The 19,067-nt window shown below is 67.7% G+C and carries 21 protein-coding genes; 13 read left to right on the top strand and 8 right to left on the bottom strand.

Going from position 1 to position 19,067, the window contains the following annotated elements; all coding sequences use genetic code 11:
* Nucleotides 1–202: 202 nt before the first annotated feature.
* Together EDF48_RS19240 and EDF48_RS17540 are read right to left on the bottom strand one after the other, a co-directional pair.
* Nucleotides 203–424 (bottom strand): hypothetical protein, encoded by a 222-nt coding sequence (locus EDF48_RS19240; RefSeq protein ID WP_165932457.1) that lies wholly within the window; start codon nt 422–424, stop codon nt 203–205.
* Between the two features lie 55 nt (nt 425–479).
* Nucleotides 480–1,076, bottom strand: coding sequence for a TetR/AcrR family transcriptional regulator (locus EDF48_RS17540; RefSeq protein ID WP_131881625.1), 597 nt, complete (start codon nt 1,074–1,076; stop codon nt 480–482).
* A gap of 50 nt (nt 1,077–1,126) precedes the next feature.
* Between EDF48_RS17540 and EDF48_RS17535 the strand changes: the two genes are divergently transcribed.
* The gene (locus EDF48_RS17535) at nt 1,127–1,597 is read left to right on the top strand and encodes a GNAT family N-acetyltransferase (protein ID WP_131881623.1); all 471 of its coding nucleotides are present in this window, start codon (nt 1,127–1,129) and stop codon (nt 1,595–1,597) included.
* 226 nt (nt 1,598–1,823) lie between these two features.
* Nucleotides 1,824–2,882: an IS30 family transposase gene (locus EDF48_RS17530; RefSeq protein ID WP_347812853.1), complete on the top strand. Its 1,059-nt coding sequence runs from the start codon at nt 1,824–1,826 to the stop codon at nt 2,880–2,882.
* Here EDF48_RS17530 and EDF48_RS17525 read toward each other — a convergent pair.
* A complete protein-coding gene (locus tag EDF48_RS17525; RefSeq protein WP_207913290.1) occupies nt 2,865–3,338 on the bottom strand; it encodes a GNAT family N-acetyltransferase in 474 nt (157 codons plus the stop codon). The two genes, EDF48_RS17530 and EDF48_RS17525, sit on opposite strands and share 18 nt — an antisense overlap.
* Before the next feature lie 140 nt (nt 3,339–3,478).
* Here EDF48_RS17525 and EDF48_RS17520 point away from each other — a divergent pair, with 140 nt between their 5' ends.
* From EDF48_RS17520 to EDF48_RS17505, 4 genes are all read left to right on the top strand, one after another.
* Nucleotides 3,479–4,147, top strand: a complete 669-nt coding sequence (locus EDF48_RS17520) for a hypothetical protein (RefSeq protein WP_131881621.1) — start codon at nt 3,479–3,481, stop codon at nt 4,145–4,147.
* A 368-nt stretch (nt 4,148–4,515) separates the two neighbouring features.
* Entirely contained in the window at nt 4,516–4,800 is a 285-nt protein-coding gene (locus EDF48_RS17515; RefSeq protein ID WP_131881619.1) for a hypothetical protein, read from the top strand.
* Nucleotides 4,801–5,629: 829 nt separating this feature from the next.
* Nucleotides 5,630–6,016, top strand: coding sequence for a DUF3846 domain-containing protein (locus EDF48_RS17510; protein WP_165932456.1), 387 nt, complete (start codon nt 5,630–5,632; stop codon nt 6,014–6,016).
* Between the two features lie 121 nt (nt 6,017–6,137).
* Nucleotides 6,138–7,589, top strand: coding sequence for a hypothetical protein (locus tag EDF48_RS17505; protein WP_131881615.1), 1,452 nt, complete (start codon nt 6,138–6,140; stop codon nt 7,587–7,589).
* A gap of 249 nt (nt 7,590–7,838) precedes the next feature.
* Here the strand turns inward: EDF48_RS17505 and EDF48_RS19235 are convergent, their stop codons facing one another.
* Both EDF48_RS19235 and EDF48_RS17500 read right to left on the bottom strand, forming a co-directional pair.
* Nucleotides 7,839–8,015, bottom strand: coding sequence for a hypothetical protein (locus EDF48_RS19235; protein WP_165932455.1), 177 nt, complete (start codon nt 8,013–8,015; stop codon nt 7,839–7,841).
* 125 nt (nt 8,016–8,140) lie between these two features.
* Entirely contained in the window at nt 8,141–8,320 is a 180-nt protein-coding gene (locus tag EDF48_RS17500; RefSeq protein WP_131881613.1) for a hypothetical protein, read from the bottom strand.
* Between the two features lie 305 nt (nt 8,321–8,625).
* Here EDF48_RS17500 and EDF48_RS17495 point away from each other — a divergent pair, with 305 nt between their 5' ends.
* The 6 genes from EDF48_RS17495 (at nt 8,626) to EDF48_RS17470 (ending at nt 12,293) form a co-directional block, all read left to right on the top strand.
* Nucleotides 8,626–8,832, top strand: coding sequence for a hypothetical protein (locus tag EDF48_RS17495; protein ID WP_131881611.1), 207 nt, complete (start codon nt 8,626–8,628; stop codon nt 8,830–8,832).
* An 84-nt stretch (nt 8,833–8,916) separates the two neighbouring features.
* Complete coding sequence (locus EDF48_RS17490; RefSeq protein ID WP_131881609.1) at nt 8,917–9,468, top strand: LPD29 domain-containing protein; 552 nt, start codon at nt 8,917–8,919, stop codon at nt 9,466–9,468.
* Between the two features lie 106 nt (nt 9,469–9,574).
* A complete protein-coding gene (locus EDF48_RS17485) occupies nt 9,575–10,036 on the top strand; it encodes a hypothetical protein (protein ID WP_131881607.1) in 462 nt (153 codons plus the stop codon).
* Between the two features lie 355 nt (nt 10,037–10,391).
* Nucleotides 10,392–10,640, top strand: coding sequence for a glutaredoxin domain-containing protein (locus EDF48_RS17480; protein WP_131881605.1), 249 nt, complete (start codon nt 10,392–10,394; stop codon nt 10,638–10,640).
* A complete protein-coding gene (locus tag EDF48_RS17475; RefSeq protein ID WP_131881603.1) occupies nt 10,640–11,095 on the top strand; it encodes a hypothetical protein in 456 nt (151 codons plus the stop codon). Before EDF48_RS17480 ends, EDF48_RS17475 begins: the two co-directional genes overlap by 1 nt.
* A 697-nt stretch (nt 11,096–11,792) precedes the next feature.
* Entirely contained in the window at nt 11,793–12,293 is a 501-nt protein-coding gene (locus tag EDF48_RS17470) for a hypothetical protein (RefSeq protein WP_131881601.1), read from the top strand.
* Between the two features lie 359 nt (nt 12,294–12,652).
* Here the strand turns inward: EDF48_RS17470 and EDF48_RS17465 are convergent, their stop codons facing one another.
* The gene (locus EDF48_RS17465; protein ID WP_131881599.1) at nt 12,653–13,285 is read right to left on the bottom strand and encodes a hypothetical protein; all 633 of its coding nucleotides are present in this window, start codon (nt 13,283–13,285) and stop codon (nt 12,653–12,655) included.
* Complete coding sequence (locus EDF48_RS17460; RefSeq protein ID WP_131881597.1) at nt 13,282–13,668, bottom strand: hypothetical protein; 387 nt, start codon at nt 13,666–13,668, stop codon at nt 13,282–13,284. Before EDF48_RS17460 ends, EDF48_RS17465 begins: the two co-directional genes overlap by 4 nt.
* Nucleotides 13,669–13,856: 188 nt before the next feature.
* Here EDF48_RS17460 and mobF point away from each other — a divergent pair, with 188 nt between their 5' ends.
* Nucleotides 13,857–18,473, top strand: coding sequence for a MobF family relaxase (mobF, locus tag EDF48_RS17455; protein WP_131881595.1), 4,617 nt, complete (start codon nt 13,857–13,859; stop codon nt 18,471–18,473).
* On the opposite strand, the gene EDF48_RS17450 is transcribed toward mobF, so the two are convergent.
* The gene (locus tag EDF48_RS17450; protein WP_131881593.1) at nt 18,474–18,923 is read right to left on the bottom strand and encodes a hypothetical protein; all 450 of its coding nucleotides are present in this window, start codon (nt 18,921–18,923) and stop codon (nt 18,474–18,476) included. It lies immediately after the preceding gene.
* Between the last annotated feature and the right edge of the window lie 144 nt (nt 18,924–19,067).

Raw genomic sequence — 19,067 nt, 5'->3', positions numbered from 1 at the left:
TCGTCGAGGCCGCCCGCAGCACCCTCGTCATCGGCACCACCTGACCCGACACCGATCGCAGCGAAAACGACGACACAGAGCGAGGCTGCTCACACCATCTCACCAGTTTGAGGGATGGTCGTGCGAGGCGTAGCGGGCGTCTCGGTCACCGATCCTCTACCGGACGGTAGTTCATCGAACTTCGGAGACCACGCGCGGCCTGTCAGCGGTTGACGAAGAACACGACCACTGCGACTACGACCAGGCCCGCACCGACGTAGACGAGCGTGGGATCGCCCCCGTTGCTGAGCCCCGATGCAGCCCGTATAGCGATGAACGCCCCGACGATGACGGCAACGATGGGCAAGACATCTCGCAGTGGGTTGAACTTGAGCCACCGGAACCGCCGAGGTACTTGCTTGCCTTCGGCGCCATCTTGAGTCATGGCAACAGCGTCTCAGATCAATGGGGACAGAGACCAAAGCCCGCTGACCGATCGTTTATCGCGACGAAGTCGGCGGTGCGGCTGCGGCCATAGCGAACTCGAGCGTCTGCACCTGCCGCGCCGTGGTCCACTCGTCGGGGTCGCCGACTGCCAGGCTCGAGACACCCTCGACTGCGGCGACGAGGGACGCAGCCCGAGTGGCGGGATCCTCGTGCCCTTCCATATCTCCGGCCTGGACCAATCGGGTCAGCCGATCCACGAAGGCTCGGCTGTTGCGGGCATGCCGTTCGGCCAAGACGGGATCATCGAGCGCTGCCGCAAGGAATCCGACCCACACGCGCGCTTCGGATAGTCGCTCTTCATCCGCGGGCAACGCACCGAGAACCACGGCGCGCAGTGCGGAAGACGGGTCTTTGGCCTCGGCCTCAAGCGCGTCGGAGCGCAGCCGAGTGCGTTCGTGCAGCTCATCTCGGGCATGGAGAAGCAGGGCCCGCTTGTCGCGGAAGGTATGGAGGACAAGGCCCGTCGTGCATCCGGCACGTTCGGCGACCGCCCGAAGCGTCAGCCCCGTCGGCCCTCGCTCGGCGAGCGTCATGAACACGGCGTCTGACAGGCGTCGCTGGACCTCGGAAATGTCTCGAGTTCTACTCACGCAGAAATCGTAACATCTGTTACCGTAACTATTGTCACGAAAGGATGTCTATGAGCTGGACGATCAGCACCACCCCCTTCGACCACCCCGACGCCGACAGTCTTCGACGCGCACAACGAGCCGAGCTGGATGCCCGGTACGGGAGTGACGACCACGAGCCCGGCACGCCACCATCGGCGGCTGACGTCCCGGTGTTTCTCGTGGCACGAACAGACGAAGGTCGACCAATCGCCTGCGGGGGTCTCCGCCCGCTGGCCGACTCGGTAGTTGGCCCCGCGAGCGTTGAGGTCAAACGGATGTACGTCGAACCCGGGGCGCGAGGCTCCGGCGTGGCAACCGCAGTCCTGCGAGCCCTCGAGCGTGCCGGACGTGACCTGGGTGCCCGCCAGATCGTGCTCGAAACCGGCACTCTGCAACCGGACGCGATCCGCTTCTACGAACGCGAAGGCTACGAGCAAATCCCTCTGTTCGGTTCCTACATTGGGTCCTCCGAATCCCTCTGCTTCTCCCGAAGCGTCTGAACTCAGCACTCCCGCCCATCTCATCGGTGCCACGCCATTCGGCAAGGTTTCTCCTTCCGAACCGTTCTCGATGAAGGATCCTTGGGTTCAGCCGGTCGTTGCAACACCACCGTGAATCGGAGTGCTGCAGATGGGATCGAGGCTGGAACACCGTGCTCGAGAGGCACGGTTCTGGGAGCTATTGAGACAGGGCCTCGGACGAACGGCGGCCTGTGATGCTGTCGGCGTGGACCGACGTCAGGGATACCGATGGGTCAAAGCAGCCGGCGGACGGAACCCGTTCGCGCACAAGCCCCGCTCGGACCGGTATCTGAGCCAGGAAGAGCGGCTCCAGATCGCGGACCTGCGCCTCAGCGGCGCGAGCGTGCGTGCGATCGCGAAAGCCCTCGGTCGGGCACCATCCACGATCAGCCGAGAGCTGACAAGGAACGCCGCGGCTGGCGGCAGCTACCGGCCGTACTCCGCCGAGAAGCAGTACCGGGCTCGTGCGCGGCGCCCGAAACCGCGGAAGCTGGACCGAGTCGAGCTTGCTCTGCAGGTCGAGCTGCGGTTGGTGCGGAACTGGTCCCCGGAGCAGATCCGTGATGACCTGGCCCGGACGTTCCCTGACCGGCCGGAGATGCACGTGTCGCACGAGACGATCTACCAGTCCCTGTTCGTGCAGGGCCGCGGTCACCTGCGCGCTGACCTGCACACACACCTCCGCACCGGCCGTGCGATCCGTCGGCATCGTGGTGAACCCCGGCGGGCGTCGTGGTCGAAGATCCGCGACATGATCCTGATCAGCGAACGCCCCGCTGAAGCCGACGATCGTGCCGTCGCCGGCCACTGGGAAGGGGACCTGATCGTCGGGATCAACGCCAGGAGCGCGATCGGCACCCTCGTTGAACGCACCACCCGGTACGTGATGCTGCTCCACCTCCCAAACGGACACAGCGCCGACGCGGTCCGTGACGCGATGATCCCCACCATCCAGACCCTTCCCGAGCATCTGCGTCGGTCGTTGACCTGGGATCAGGGCACCGAGCTTGCCCGACACAAAGACATCACCCTCGCCACGGACCTCGCGATCTACTTCTGCGACCCCCACAAACCCTGGCAGCGCGGCTCGAACGAAAACACCAACGGCCTACTCCGCCAGTACTTCCCCAAGTCCACCGACCTCACCGTCCACACCCCGGAACGGCTCCTCGAAGTCGCTGCCGAACTCAACAGCCGACCCCGCAAAACGCTCGGCTACCGCACCCCGGCAGAAGCATTCGAACAGCTACTGCTGTGTCCGTGAAAGGCCGCTGAGGTCGCGAGACCAGGCAACCTCACGTTCGAGTTGCCCAGTTGAGGTGAACAGACGAACCTGCTGCGTTTCGGGAAGGACTGACGCGAGCATGTCGCGGTCTGCGGGAGTGAAACCGAGCTTCTGCCAGAAGGGCCCCGACCGACGCGAGAACAACCATGCTCGCTCAGCGCCGGCGCGAGCGGCCTCCTCCAGCGCGTATCTCGCAAGCCGTGTTCCAGTCCCAGCCGCCCGCATCGATCCCGACACCGCGACGCTTCGAATCAAGGCATGACTGCCATCAGCGCTGAGCTCAAAACCGGTGCTGCCAACAATTCCGGAGTTGGCTCCGCGCTCGATCCAGATCCGCACAGCTGGCGAATCAAGCCCGGCGAGGGTCAGGTCAGCCTCGCGCAAGAACGCCCGCAGCTCGTCGACATCGGCGCTCGTCACAGGGAAGTAGGCCACGACTCATCATTGCGCGCCGACCGCTACTCTGAGGCCTCCACCACCGCCCGTTGCAACGACCACTTGAAACCACCATCGGCTATCGAGACGGGTGTTCCGGGTTCCGGGTTCCGATTCCGCGAGTCGCCTACTCTGGCGGCATGGATTCATGGATGATCGAGGCTCAGCTCCCAGACCATCCCTCGTCGCTGATCGTCATCAGTGCGTACGGGGTTGTCGATCACGTCGCACCATCCGATTCGCCGTTGCAGATCGCACGGGATATCGACGGCTTCAATGACGCCGGCGTTGAGGCGATCCCGTTTGATCGGCCCGCCGTTCTCATCCACGAAGCAACCGAGGGAGGGCGAGACGTCACAGGCATGACCTTGCAGTTCAGGGCGTCGGCCTCCACCCCGATCCGCTCTGCGGCCGTGGTAATCAGCATCACGTACGTTCCAGACTCCCTCGTACCAACCGAACCCGAGAACGTTGAAGCAGCCCTGGCGCAGTCTCGCATCGACTCGATAGAGCAGTACCAGAAGAGCACCGACGGCCACCATGAGGGCGACGATGCGCCAGTAACGCTGACCTTCCGGCAAGTGCAGAAGCTTGCCGCGATCATCGACGCAGCACGGCAAGGGCAAACCGCGTATGCAGATCAGCTCGACAAGGTGACGTGGTTCCTCAACGTTGCAGCTTTGGAAGCGAACCCCCGTATCGATGCTCAGAACAGCCGATCGGCGGAGGAACTCTGGGCCGAGATCGATAGCTCTGTGCCGTGGCCCTTGCATGGCCCGCCGCGCGCCCAGCCGGACATCGACTCTTGACGGATCGGGGCTAGAAGCGAATTCGCTGTCGGGCGGTTGCGCCCTGTCTTCGCTGCGCTACGCAGGCCATCGGAGGGGCCGAGGCTGATTCGTCGACGTCGGCTGCAGCTGCTCGAGGTGGTCGGTCATGGTGGATGTGTGCTCGGCTCGAGTGTTTACCCTGCTGATCGTGGACGACGAGCTCGAGCGGTTGCAGTGGCTGACCGTCGATGAGCTCGCGGCCGCCCGCCGGAGCGCGATTCGTCGCCTGAACCGGCTCGACCGATCTGCGCCGGACGCTGCATGGCGGGAGGCGGTACTGCAGCGCACGATGCGGCTGATTGGTGAGGTGCAGGACGGGCGCCGGCGGCCGCGGTCATCATCGGTGTATGCCCGAGCATCGGTGGGCGCCGCCGAGTCATCCCGATCCGCCCGAGGACCAGCCGCTTGGCATCGAGGCGCCGCCGGCGCCTGACCGGGTGTCCGGGTACCCGGCGGTGTGGGTGCAGGTCGAGTTCACCCGGTCGGGCCCGCAGACGTGCCCCGGGTTCGTCGAGCAGGCCGACGGCGATGTGGTCTACGTGCAGCTCGTCCACATGGGTTTCGTCCACCACGTCTGGGTGCCAATGGATCGGCTCAAGAAGCGGTCCCTGCGGCCGCAGGCGCGCCGCTGATGGGTCAGCGCCGGCGTGGCCGCTGGTTGCCCGAGGAAGCCGTCTCGATCCCGCAGGAGGCCCGTGGCGGGCCCGTGGGTGATGTTGCGCCGGCGGCCCCAGTGTGGGCATGGATCCGCACCTACCGCGGTGTCGATCGACGGGTGGAAGCGCGCGCGATCGCGGCGACCGCTGACGCGGTCCTGATCGAGTGGGGGAGTGGCCAGGCGGCGACGGCTGCGTGGGTGTGGCGGGCAGCGGTGAAGCACCGCGTTCCGCTTCCAGTGACCGTTGAGCGTGTTGGGGTGCGTCGTTAAGACGTTGTCAGTACGGTGGGCAGTCTGCTCGGAGCACGCCCCCTTTAGCGCCTCGAGCGGTTGGGTTGCCCGGATAGTTCCCCCCAACGTTGTCCGGGTGGCCCTGGCCTCGGTCCTGCTCTGACAGGGCCGGGGCCCTTCCATGTTCCGCCCGGCCTTTGTGCGCCGGCGAGCTCCTCGAGGGGGAGAGCTGAGCGGGCCGCCGTGCCGGCGGGCTGTTCTGTCTGAGCTGCCCCGCCTGCGGCGGCCTCTTCTGACTGGGAGGAGCCGGCAAGCCGGCCTGTGCTTGTCGAACCCTGCCGGGTTCGTTGTTTGCCCGTGAAGCCTTCGGCGATTGTACGGTCGGCACCCACATCGCAAGCGGCAAGCCGCCGGTTCCCCCGAGAACTTCCGGCCGCGGTCGCAAGCTCCCTTATTTCGGCCGGAACTTCTCTCCGCCACCGCCCTTCGGGTTGCAAAGCGGCCTTCTCCCTGATCGGCACTTCGTGCCTTCACGGGCAAACAACGAAAGGGAGAGGAAGAAGGAAATGAAGATGATGGGTATTCGAGCGACCGCAGATGGTGCGGTCGAGGGCGTCGTGGTGAACGCGGCGCAGTCCACCCTGCAGGGCACGCGGGAGCAGATCGGGTGCCGCGTGGTGGACGTGGTCCGCCTCGACGGCCGGATCGATGCGTGGATCGATGACGAGGGCATGTACGCGGGGGACCGCAACGACCTCGCCACCGTCGCGGCGGTCGCGCTGGGTCGGTCGCGGGCGGCGTCGCCGCTGTACGGGACGGTCCTGTTCCTGACCTACGACAACGCCGGGGACACCCGGTCATTGTCGCCAGATCAGTACACGGCCGTCATGACCGCCTTCGGCCGCGCACGCGCCGCACTCACTAGGGCCGAAGCGTTCACCGCGGCACTCCACCAGTAAGACACCCGCAACACCAGTAGCACCCAACACAAGAAAAGACCGGGTGCGGTATTCCCGACAATCATCACTTGCCAGGACCCGCACCCGGTCACTACCGGAAAGCGTAGCAAACGACATGACCATGACCGACAACACCCAGACCACCACCACTGACACGGTGGGCGTAAACCTGGTCACTATCCCGGCCTCGGAGGCCGTGATCGAGGACAACGTCCGCACCGCGGCCGACCTCGACCCCGCGTTCCTCGCCAGCGTGAAGCGTCACGGGGTCCTCCTGCCGACGATCGGCTACCGGAACGCGGACGGGGCCGTGGTGGTCCGTGACGGGCAGATGCGCGTCCTCGCCGCCCGCGAGGCAGGCGCGACCGTGCCCGTGTTCGTCACCGAGCGCGGCGACACCCCCGCCCAACGGATCGCGGAACAGTTGGTCGCCAACGAACGCCGCACCGCCCTGACGGACGGCGACCGGCTCAACGCCTACCGGCAGTTGGAACTCGCCGGACTCTCCGTCGCCGGGATCGCCCGCGAAACCGGCACCGACAAGGAGCAGGTGAAGGCGACCCTCACCGTGGCGAAGTCGGAGGCCGCCACCGCCGCCATGGTGGACCGGCAGGTGTCATTCGACGCGGCCCTGCTGCTGGCCGAGTTCGAGGGCGACGAGGACGCCACGGCGGAACTGAACGAGTGCATCAGCGAGGGCTACGACGACGAACTGCCGTTCGTCGCCCAGCAGCACCGCAACCGCCGCATCGCGGAAGCGGAGGCCGTGAAGGTTCAGGAGCAGTACCGGGAGCAGGGTGCCGCCGTCGTCGACGACGACACCGCGCTCGGGTGGAAGCGCCTCGACGGCCTGTCGGACGAGTCGGTCCCCGAGAACGATTCGCGGGCCATGCTCCCCGCCCTCGACCCGGAGGCCCACACCGCGTGCGCGGGGCACGCGGTGCTGGTGCAGCCGATCGGTGGCGCAGCGTCCGTAGCCGCGGTGTGCACCACCCCGGAGCAGCACACGGCTCGGCACTTCTACGACCGCCCCGTGGCCGAGTTGACCCCGGAGGAAGAAGCCGAGCGCGCCGCCGAAGCCGAAGCGGCCGAGGCTCGCCGTGAGCGGGAGAACCGCCTGCAGGACGAGTGGACCGCTGCACGCGAGGTCCGTCGGGTTTGGCTTGCCGGACTCGTGGCCTCGAAGGCGATCCCGAAGGACGCCGCCCGCTGGACCGCTGCGGTCCTGATCGGCGGCACTCGGGACTACTACGGGCAGCGGCTCACCGCAGCCGACCTGCTGGGCGTCCCGGATGACGCCGACGCGGCCGAATGGGCGCGGAAGCGGCCCGGGAAGGCCGGTCACATCGCGTTCGCGTTCGCTCTCGCAGAGACCGAATCGAACATCAGCCGGTACGGGTGGAGCATGGCCGCCACCGTCGCGGTGCCGTACCTGACCCAGTTGACCGCGTGGGGCTACACCCTCTCCCGCGTCGAGCAGATCGTCACCGGCCAGGCCAGCGCTGGCGACGCCCCCACTGAGGCGGCAGCCGACACCGCGGACACCGCGAACGAGGACACCGCGGCCGAGTAGGTGAACCGGCGTGAGGGTCGCAGCAAGCGGCCCTCACGCCCACCCAGCCCACGATCGTGTCCCATCCGGCCCCGAACATGTCCCATTGGACCGTCTGGGTGTCCGTGGGCTGCGCCGCACCCTGCGGGCACGGCGGCAAGGGCTTCGCCCCTCCCGACCCGGAGCCGCTCGACGGAGCTCGCGGCTGTCACCGCCTCCGGCGGGCCAGGGGAGCAGCCAGGATCGACGCTCGAGCGGGCCGGCTGCCGGTCAGGGCCGGGACGATGGGAATGCGGCCGCGGGATCTCCGCCGCGTACCGCGGCGTCGTACCGCGCCCACGACTCCACCTGCAGCTGTGCCGGTTCGACGCCGCCGTGGACGGCGGCCGCGATCTCGTTCGCGTACATGTCACGCATCTCTTCAGCATGCTTCCGCAGCAGCACCATCGACTCCCCTCGGGTCGGGCATGAGCAGCATCGACGATGCGCCCCCCAGGGATGAAGCGCTCGCATCGTCGACGCGCTTGCATGATCCTGCCGCACTTTGTGCGGTCTTGCACAAAGTCTCGGGGTTAGAACATGCCGAAGTGCTCGCCGTTCAGCGATCGGATCATGAGGTTGATGACGAGCACCAGGCCTGCGAGCAGACCGAGGAAGTCGAGCAGGGGCGCGATCGAGTCGAGGAACCGCTGGATCGCGCGGAACGGGCGCCGGCGTGGCCGCGGGGCGGAGTGTTCTGCGTGCTCGGTCATGGGGTGAGTCTTCCAGGGCTTCCGGCCGGGGGCCGGGAGTCGCTGCGCTCCGGGTGGAACCGGCTCCGCCGGCACTGTCAGACCCTGCGAGCCGTTGTTTTGCCTGGAAGCCTTCGGCAGCGTACGGACGTCCGGGCTCCGCGCAAGCCGCTGCGCGGCCGGATCCTCCGAGATTTCCGGCACGCGCTTCGCTTATTTCGCGCCGAAATTCTCTCCCCTCCGCCCTTCGGGTTGCACTCCACCCTCCCGTCCTAGCGGCGACAAGTCGCCTTCCAGGCAAAACAACGAGAGGGAGAGGAAAGCGAATGCAGCACATCGACACCGTCACAACGATTGTTCCGGTCGTGGGCGAGGACGACATTCCGCGGCAGTTGGCGAAGATCGCCGAACGGGACGACGACCTCCGGGGCCGCGCCCGTCAGGGCTACCAGCTGACCCACACCGCCACGGTTGCGGGTCTGCAGTTCACCACGTTCGTCGACACCTTCACCCACGACAGCGGTCGGGAGTGACAAAGCGGCCGGGACCAACACGAATTTGGTCCCGGCCGCCCGAATCACTCTCCCACAACCGACCCCCGAAAGGACCGGCACCACATGCCTACCACCCTCATCTCCACCAAGGCCGTCGCGGCCCTGCTCCGCAAGGAACTGCGCACCCAGTTCCCGGGCGAGCGCTTCTCCGTGCGCTGCTCCACCGGTACCGCGGCGGCGTGGATCAACGTCCATCACGAGGACGGCCCCACCACTGCGCAGGTCGACGAGATCTGCGGCAAGTACGAGGGTCGCTCGTTCGACGGGATGACCGACACCTACACCGACCACGGCACCACCCTCGTCGCTGGGGAGCCGGGGGAGATGCCGACCGAGATTCGCTACTGCTGCGACGGCATCAACACCGCCCGCGACTTCACCGCCGCCGGGCACCTCGAAGCCCAGCGGATCATCCGCGAGTGCAGCAACATGCCGCACCTGGTCCTCTGCGACGACGCCGGCGTCTTGGTCGAGGGCCGCGACATCACGGATGCGCAGGGCTGCGAGTTCAACGACGGCTGGCACGCCTGGGACCGCCCGCAACTCTCTGCATGGTCCGCGGTGCGGTTCTTGCTGCAGCACGTCGACCTCACCCCGGCCGCCGCACGCCGCTAGATAAACGGCGGGGGCGTCCCGGATTCGGAACGCCCCCGCCTCCCTGAGGCGCGGTCCGGACGTCTCGACCCAGACCGCCCACACAGCTTAGAGAGGCACCACGACCATGTACATCACCTACGAACGCCCCACCCACCTCGACGACGAGCAGACCGACCCGCAGGCTCCGGCCGCGGACATGGCTCCCGGCGCGGACGTCGATCCCCGCGTGCCGGTGTGCGGTGCGACGACCTACGACGTCGACGGCACCCGCTGGACCTGCACCCGGCCGCTGCAGCACACCGACGACGAGCACCGGGCCGTGTTCGACCGCTACCACGGCGGCCCCGCCGGACACGTCGCGATCGCGTGGCAGTACGAGTGGGGCGGCGCCGGCCACGGCCCGTCCTCCACCGCCCCCATGACGACAGTCACCGTCACGGTCTCGTTCCCGTCGACGGCGTGGACGAACGAGCAGCTCCCCGAATCGATCGCCGACGACGTCCGCATGTTGTTCTGGGAGTGCGACCACGACGACGTCACCGTGACCACCGCCGCGACCAGCGCACCGCACCCCGTCACGGGCTGACCCACGGGAGGCGGCGGCTGTCCCCGACGTGGTGAAAAGCGCCGGGACGACACAGTTCAGGAATGCGCAGCCCACTATTCCTAACGGCTTCCCGTGATTGCATTACCGGTTCAATGCTCCTGGGGATCCCCAGCCCTCCCGCCGTTATTGATGCCCCAGCCGTGCGTTCATAAACGCCATTCCCTGGTGCCAAACAATGCACACGCATGGGTCCGCAACAGGTGTGCCGCCCGGCTAAAAAATAGTAGAAGAATGTGCGGAAAAGGGTACCATTATTGGTGCCGCCGACGTAGAATAGAAGCATGCAACGGGGAGCGGGTCCCCGGCAAACAGACTTTACGAAAAGGTGATTTCGATGAGCATCACGGTTTACACCAAGTCCGGGTTCTGCGGCATGTGCAAGGCCACCGAGCGTGCTCTCGCCTCCGCCGGCATCGAGTACACCGAGCTGCACCTCGACGACGTCGACCAGGCGCAGATCGACGAGTGGAAGACCACCCTCGGCATGAACGCCCCCATCGTCGTCACCGACACGGAGACCGGCTCCTGGAGCGGGTTCCGCCCCGACAAGATCAGCGAACTCGCCTCGAGCACGGCCGCGTGATGACGATGACCCTCGAACGTCCGACCACCATCAGCCCCGACATCGTGCAGCAGTCCACCCGCGACGCCGTCGACGAGCTCTACGCCGGCGACACCGTCGCAGCCTTCCGCGCGATCGACCAGGCATGCGCCGACCCCACCGAGAACGTCCGCGAGTGGGAACTCGACGACCAGCAGCGTCAGGTCTACGAGGCTGGGTTCATGGTCGGGTTCCAGATGGCCGCCCCGGCACTCGTGGCTGAGGTCCTCGAGCTGCGGGCCCGCCTCGAGCAGGCCGAGCACGACGCCGACCGGTACTACGCCGAAATGAGCCGCCGACCCGCACCCGCTGAACCGTCCGCGTCGGGTCCGACGTTCGCGGAGATCTCCCGCACCCGCGGCGACCACGACCGCGCCGCCCGCCACGAAGCGACGATGGACCGCATGTTCCCCCAGTACGCCGCCGCCCGCGCCTGACCGGAGGAGACTGAAACGGTGAACTGGGAGCGGAACCAAGCAAGCGCAGGGCAGCCGTCAGCCGCCTCGGTTCGCGCCGGCACAGCGTTTGGTGGCGGAGCAGGGAGAGCACTTGCTGTAACGGTCGTTGTGCTCCTGCTCGTCTATCTCGGCGCAATGGTGTGGTCGGTTGTTGCCCCTGGTGTCGGCTCGCTGATCGTCGTGCTGAGTGTGATGCCCCTGCTTTTCATCGGGGTCTCGCTGGTTCCGTGGGTGTGCGGCGGGTACCGACTCCTCGGGGCAGGAGACACGACGTCGTTGATGTCCGGATCGGTGTGGCACGCCACCGCGGAGGACTGGGCTGTCGGTGACATGGTCATGCTCGAGCAGGCTCGGTGCCGACGGAGCGCCCGCATGTTCCGATCCGACCGCCCAATCACTCGCTCGCAGCAAGCGGTCTACCTGTTCGCTGAGCCGCCGTCTCGGCATCACGTCAACGGCAACGTAAAGGGTGCTCGCGCGAGATACCTCTACACACTCGCCCCAGTACGCCTCGACGGGCCGGTCTATCGCCGAGAGACTGCGGTTGCGGTGGCGGGGAACGTCGTAGCGACCGTGACCAGCCGAGACACTTGGACTCGTTGATGAACGCCGTCGGAATGAGCGAGTGGCCCGGCGCCATCCTCAGCATGCTCGTTCGTTGTGCACTGAGCGGCTGATGCCCGGACGGCAGTCGACCTCCGCGGAGGATCGCTTCTTCTCGCAAGTTGTGCGGGGTCCTGCGCCCAGTGACTGCTGGATCTGGACCGGTGCCATTGGCGACGACGGCTACGGCCGCTTCTGGGTTCCGCAGCCCGACGGTGGCCAGCGTGCGATGCGGCCGCAACGGCGGCTGTACGAACACCTCACCGGCACGGCGCTGCACCCGACGGTGCTGCTGCTGCATGCCTGCGATATCCCGTTGTGCGTCCACGTCGACGTCGACGACTCGGTGTCGCACCTGGCGCCGGGAACGCACCGGGGGAACATGCTCGAGCGTGTACAGCGCGGCCGTCACCGCAACGGGTCGACCGCGGTTCGGATGGCTGGCCTGCAGCGCAGCGAACGTGTTGCGCTGTCTCGTGAGCTCCGCGAAGCGTTCCGGGATCACGGGTGGGATCCGGCAGCGATCCGTGCGTGCCGCACAGGGATCGCGCCGGACACTCCGACGCTCTGGTGACCACCGACACCTAACGGCCAGAGGCCCCAACCTGGCCAGCGGTCCGAGCGCCGGCGCCGCCTGAACCGGCCGCAGTGTGCGACGGACATGTGTCGGTCCAGCTGGGGGAGTGATCGGCTGTCGTCCAGCCGTGAGCGCGGGCGTAGGCGCGTGCTTCGGTGCGGCTGCTGTTGTCGTCGGGTCCGGCGATCGGGACGATGACCTGGTCGCAGCCGGCGACGTCGCAGGTGATGACCATCGCGGCTCGTGCACCCATCGTCCAGCTCCTCATCCCTAACGGCCACAGCGCCCCGCGCGTCGCGGCACCGCGGCCCGGCGGTTCCTATCTTGCCTGCCCGCTTACGCGCGGCCGGCGGTGCTTACTGCTCGTCGCGCGGGCCGTCCGGCTGCAAGCCCTGAGCGAGCCGCACCCGCGATTCGATCCCGGCGGTGAGGGCCTGGAAGTCGCGGATGGCCTGATCGCGGCGAAGCTTACGAACCACGCCGATCACGATCGCCGGGACGGCACACGCGGCGACACTGCCGATGAGCACGTTCGTCGAGAGGTCCGACTCGAGCGCGTCGGGGCCGGCGAACGCAACGAGGAACACGATCGTCAGGAAGACCCCGACGTACGCGATCGCGAACCACCAGAGCACGACCACCATGGGAACGTTGTCCCAGCTGACCGGTCGCGGTTCCGGCGGGTACCCGTTGAGCATGTCGCGACGTTGCGCGGCGCGCTCGGCGCTGCGGTCGACGATCGCGATCACTCCGCGCAGCACCAGCCAGAGCGGCAGGAGCACGAGCACCGCGCCGAGCGCCGGCGTCCACACGAGGGTGCCTGTCAGCACGAGCCCTTCGAACGCCGCCCACCCCATCACGGCGTTCGACGCGCGACGCGCTCGGTCGGTTCGGCGCAGACCCGTTCGGCTGCGAAGTCGCCACCCGAGGTACCAGACGATCCACGCGACGCCGATCGCGGACGCGACGATCGCCGTTCCGATGTTCACGCCGCCCGCCCGGCTTCACTCGCGTGCTCCGCGGCCGCGGAACCCTCGATGGCCTCCACGTCCGATGCCGCGCCATCGTTCGCGCTGGCGGACTCCGCGCCGAGGTCTCGCAGGCGGCGTACTTCCGCCACCGGAATGTCGAGCAGTTGTGCGATGCGCGGGTTGGTTTCCTTCAGCTCCACGAGCGTCTGGACGGCGAGGGCGCGGTCTACGTCGATCGCGTCGAGCTTGGCGATGAGTTCTTCCCGGTCGTCGTTGGCATCGAAGAACGTCGAGGCGGCTTCTTCGATCGCGGCGTCACGTCGGGCTCGTTCCGCGTCGAGTTCTGCCCGGCGCTGACGTGCTCGTTCTCGGTTGTCCTTCTTCGTGCTGGTTCGAGCCATGGTTGCTTCCCTCTCGCTGGTCCCCTCAACGAGTTCCGACGATCGCAACGACAGCTTTGGTAGGTGCTGACGCAGTCTGACCGACCACCTGACATCACACTACCGAACTTACACACCTCTTGCACTAACAGTGTGTGGAGGGTCCGGACCGGCTACGGTGGGGGTGTGGGAGGAGGTGATCGCTCGTGATGACGGTGCACGTCCTGCACGCAGGTGACGGATACTCATATCTGACGAATCAGGTTGCGGCGGGCGATCAGCAGGTCCGACGGAGCGAAGAGCTCACGGACTACTACACCGCTGAGGGCGCCAAGCCCGGCCAGTGGTGGGGCAACGGCCTGGCCTCCCTGGGGGTGTCCGGGCAGGTGTCTGCAGAGCAGATGCAGGCCCTCTTCGGTGAGGGGCTGCGCCCTGACGCAACTGCGTTCATTCAGGAGCAGATCGCCGCCGGCGCGTCCGCCTCCGAGGCCATCGACGCCGCCCGGTTGGGCCGTCGATTCATGACCACGAACGACCCCGACACCGAGTGGCAGGTGCAGATCCACGCCGCGTCCGTCGCGTTCGAGCGGGACCACCAGCGCGCCCCTGCGGACGCGGAACTGTCCGGCATCAAGGCCGACGTCGCGTCCGCCATGCTGCAGAAGTCGTTGCGTCGACCCGCCACATCGGACGAGGTTTCCTGGTTCGTCGCGCTCCGTGTTCCGGACTGGAAGCAGCAGGTCTCCCGCGGCTACCAGGGGTTCCGTGACGAGGTCGGCCGGAACCCCGAGACCGGTCCTGAGCGCGACTTGGTGAAGCACAACCTCGCCGCTGATCACCTGCGCGGCGCGCTCGGCCGCGAGGCCACGACCGGTGAGGTCGCACGGTTCCTGACCGAGCGTGGCACACCGCCGCGCCAGCCCGTCGCGGGCTACGACCTGGTGTTCAGCCCGGTCAAGTCGGTGTCTCTGCTGTGGGCGTTGGCGGACCGGAACGACCCTCGTGAGGCGCACATTGCACGTGAGGTGCACGCCTCCCATGAGGCTGCGTGGCAGGGTGCGATGACGTTCCTGCAGGAGGAAGCAGCGTTCACCCGGACGGGTGCCGGCGGCGTCGCGCAGGTCGAGACGAAGGGTCTCATCGTCGCTGCGTTCGAGCATCGCGACTCCCGAACCGGTGACCCGGACCTGCACACCCACGTCGCTGTCTCGACCAAGGTCGAGGGCGTCGATGGCAAGTGGCGATCGCTCGACGGGCGCATGCTGCACCGCCTCGGTGTGGCCGCATCCGAGCGGTACAACTCCCTCGTCGAGGAGGAGCTTCGCAACCGTCTCGGCGTGCAGTTCGTCGACGAGTCCCGGGGTGCCGGCAAGCGAGACGTGCGCGAGATCATGGGCGTCGATCGCAGCCTCCGCGAGGGCTTCTCGTCCCGCCGCGTCGGGATCGAGCAGGCGTACGCCGAGCTCGTCGACGAGTATGTGGCCTCCCACGGCCACACCCCGCCGAAGAACATCCAGCACAAGCTCTACGAGCAGGCGAACCTCGCCACCCGAGACCACAAAGCACCGCCGTCGTCGGAGCAGGACCAGGTCACCGAGTGGCGCCGTGCGGCCTCCGAGAAGGTTCATGTCGACGGGTGGGCGGCGGGCATCGTCGCCCAATCGAACGCGATGCCGGCGCAGGATCTGCTTGCTGGGCAGAGCGTGCAGCAGCTCGGGAATCTCGTCGTCACGCGGGTTGAGCAGGACCGGTCGACGTGGAAGGACTCGCACCTGCAGGCCGAGGCAGAGCGCGTCGCACGCCGCGTCGCGCAGGCCACCGGGCAGGACGTCCAAGCCCTCACCCGCGACATCACCGCCGCCGCGGTGCAGCGGTCGATCTCCCTCGCCCCGCCGGAGTTGAACCCCACGCCTGCGCAGCTGCAGCGCAGCAACGGTGAGAGCGTCTTCCGGATCCACCGTGCCGACGAGTTCACTTCCGAAAAGACCCTCCGCACCGAGGAAGCGATCCTCGACGCTGCCCGCACACGGGGTGGTTTCGCGATGGAGCAGCAGGCGTTCGACGACGCGATGCGGCGGTTCAACGACCGCGCGATCGCCGACGGACACCACGAGCTCAACGCCGGCCAGATCAACCTCGCCCGGCAGTTCGCGACCGGTGGCCACCGGATCGAGACCGGTATCGGCCCTGCCGGCACTGGGAAGACCACCGCCATGCGCGCCACGATCTACGCCGTCGAGGCTGGCGGTGGTCGCGTTCTCGCGCTCGGCACCACCGGCAAGGCGGCGGAAGTTCTCGGCCGCGAGCTCGGCACGACGGCAGACACAGTCGACATGCTCCTGCAGGCGCATGCGAACGCGAAGCGCAGCGGACGGCCGGTGGCGGAGCAGCACCGCATCGACGCGAACACGCTCCTCCTCGTCGACGAAGCGTCCATGGCGGGCACGCCGCTCATGGGACGTCTCCTCGCCCTTGCTGACGAGCACGGCGCCGCCCTCCGACCCCTCGGCGACCCCGCACAGCACGGCTCCATCGGCGCCGGCGGCGTCCTCCGCCTCCTCGAGCGCGAGACCACCGTCACCCGCCTAGAAGAGGTGCACCGCTTCACCGGCGAGCACGCCACCGCCGAAGCCGCCGCATCCCTGAAGCTCCGCACCGGCGACACCACCGGACTCGACTTCTACATCGAGCGGGGTCGTGTGTTCGCCGGTACCCGCGACGAAGTCATGGACCGGATCTACACCGACTGGCACGCCGACACGACCGCCGGGAAGTCATCGCTGATGATCGCCGGCACCAACGAGGAAGTGTCCGCCCTGAACGCCCGGGCCCGCGCCGACCGCATCGCCCAGGGCCAGGTGCAGGAGGCCGGACGGCTGCTCGCAGACGGGAACACCGTCGGCACCGGTGACGTCATCCTGACCCGCAACACGGACCGGTCCCTCCGGATGAACCAGGGCAAGGACTGGGTCACCAACAACGCCATGTGGACCGTCACCGCCGTCGGCCCGTACGGCGTCATGGCGAAGTCACACCTGCACGGCGGCACCGTCACCCTCCCGCTCGAGTACGTCGACGAGCACGTGCAGCTCGGCTACGCACGCACCAGCCACGGCACCCAGGGCGACACCGTCTCCACCGGCGGCGCCGTCATCGACCCGGACCGCACCACCCGCGAAGAGCTCTACGTCGACAGCACCCGCGCGAAGGAGGAGAACCGCCTCTACGTCGTCATCGACAAGCCGCTGGACTCCTCCGGCCACACCGACGACGAGCGCGAGAACTCCATCCGCGGCGCCCTCGAGCAGGTCCTCGCCCGCGAGGGCGCGACCAAGAGCGCCACGGAAACCCTGCGGGCCGAGCAGGACACCGCGCACTCCCTCACGACGCTGCTGCCGCAGTACGACCACGGCCGCGTCACCGTCCTCGACCCGAAGGCGATCGAGCGTGCTGAGCAGGCCGTCCGCGACGCCCTCCCCGCAGAGCTGGCATCCCGCATCGTTGCCGATGAAGCGTGGTCGACGTTCGCCGCCCGCCTGGTCGACCACGACCTCGCCGGCACCGCCCTGCAGGACCGCCTGCAGGGCCTCGTCCGACCCCGCGACCTCGACACCCTCAGCCCCATCGAGTCGCCGGCCCGCGTGTACTGGTTCCGGCTCGGACCGGCGACGACCATCGGCACCGACCTCGCACCGGTCGAGGGGCTGCCGAAGTGGGTCACGCCGTTCAACGACCAGATCGGCGACCCCGAGGTTCGGACCTGGCTGCACGGGCAGCAGGAGCTCATGCGCGACCGGATCAGCTCGCTCGTCGACCAGGTCGTCGCCGAACCGCCGGCGTGGGCGAAACCGTTCGGCCGTGTACCCGCGGATCCCGCGCAAGCGGAGCAGTGGCGGGAGAACATGGGCCGCATCGTCGCGTACCGGGAAGCGTTCGAGGTGCCCGCGAGCGAAGCCGTCCTCAGCGAAGAGCCCCGCGGCTCCCACGCCGTCCAGGCCTGGCAGGACGCCCGCGCCGCTGGCCTGGAGATCCGCACGCAGCAGGACCGTCTCGGCCGCGCGGAGGCGTCCGCGGCCGCCCTCGAGCGGATGGGCATCGACCCGACCGCACGCACGGGTGCGACGTCGACGGCCACGCTGCCCGAGACGGCCGTCGTCGTCGACGTGGACCGGCTCCTCGAGCAGAAGCCGGCATGGGTGGCGCAGTACGGCACGCAGCCCGCGGACGGCGACGCACGCGAGACCTGGCGCGAGCAGGTTGCCACCGTGGCCGCGTACCGCGACACCTACGGCATCCCAGACGACGCCTACCGGCTCACCGACCCGGGCATGGTCGACCGCGACACCCGCCACGCGTTCGCGGCCGCGGAACAGGCACATGAAGACCTCCGCCGCACTGGATGGATGCGCGATCGCGACGGCGTCGAGCGGAACACCCCTGCCCCCTCGGCCGAACGAGCAGCCCCAGACCCCTCCGACGCTCGCGAGCCCGAGCGGCAGCCCGACGTCGTCGAGGGCCAAGCGCCTGACGCCCGTGAGGAAACCGAGCAGCGCGTCGCCGTCGAGCACCCCCGAGCCCAAATGGCTGAGCCCGAAGCTGGTCCCGCTGAAAAACAGACCGCGGATGCCTCCGACGCACTCCGCAAGCTGGCCGACAACCCGGACGCCCTCGCCGACGCGCTGCGCCGGCGCCAGGAAGCCGCCGCCGCACGCGAGGCGGCGGCCGCGGCGCGCGAGGCCGAGCAGCAGGCCGAGGCCGCGAAGCGGAACACCTACGACCAGTCGGGACCGCGCCTCGACCAGGGCGGCCCACAGCGGCACCTCTAACTAGGCGTCAGCTGCTTCAGCGCCTGCCTCAAATAGTGGAAGACCACACGTCTTATCGAGCGATCGGTGATTATTTTGGTCGGGGCAGAAGGCTATTGCGAGCGCGCATGCTTTCAGTCGGATCGGTAGCAGCGGTGCCATAGGGCCGACCGCTGCCATTGCACGTATGAGAAGAACCCGCACTACCGATGCCAGAATTCGCGATCCGCCGACTTTGCTGCCCACGACGGTTCGAATGACAGCGTTTGGAGCATCGATCAACTCGCTAAGCCCGATTGCGACGTGTTCGAATAGCACGCAGAGCAGGTGGTTGCCCTTGGGTGGTGTCTCGCTCGACGGTGTAAGCGCCGTGATGAGGTCGATTGTTGCAGTTTTCACTCGCGCGTCAGGTGCGGTCAGCATGAGCGAAAGCACCTGATCGGACAGGTCATCAATGTGATGCTGGAACATGTCGCCATAGTTGGTGCGAGGCTGTGCTGGCCGCACAGCCGAGGGCACCGAAGTGGAGACCGATCCTCGCCTCGAGGGCCAGTCAGCAGTCCGCGGGGACCAGCTCGATGAGGCACTCATCCTCGGCCCACAGGCCGGGCAGCG

Origin of the sequence: Curtobacterium sp. PhB191, from assembly GCF_004346515.1 — a bacterium.
Taxonomy (GTDB): Bacteria; Actinomycetota; Actinomycetes; order Actinomycetales; family Microbacteriaceae; genus Curtobacterium.
Note: the sequence above shows the minus strand (reverse complement) of the source record. Positions and strands in the feature narration are given on the sequence as shown.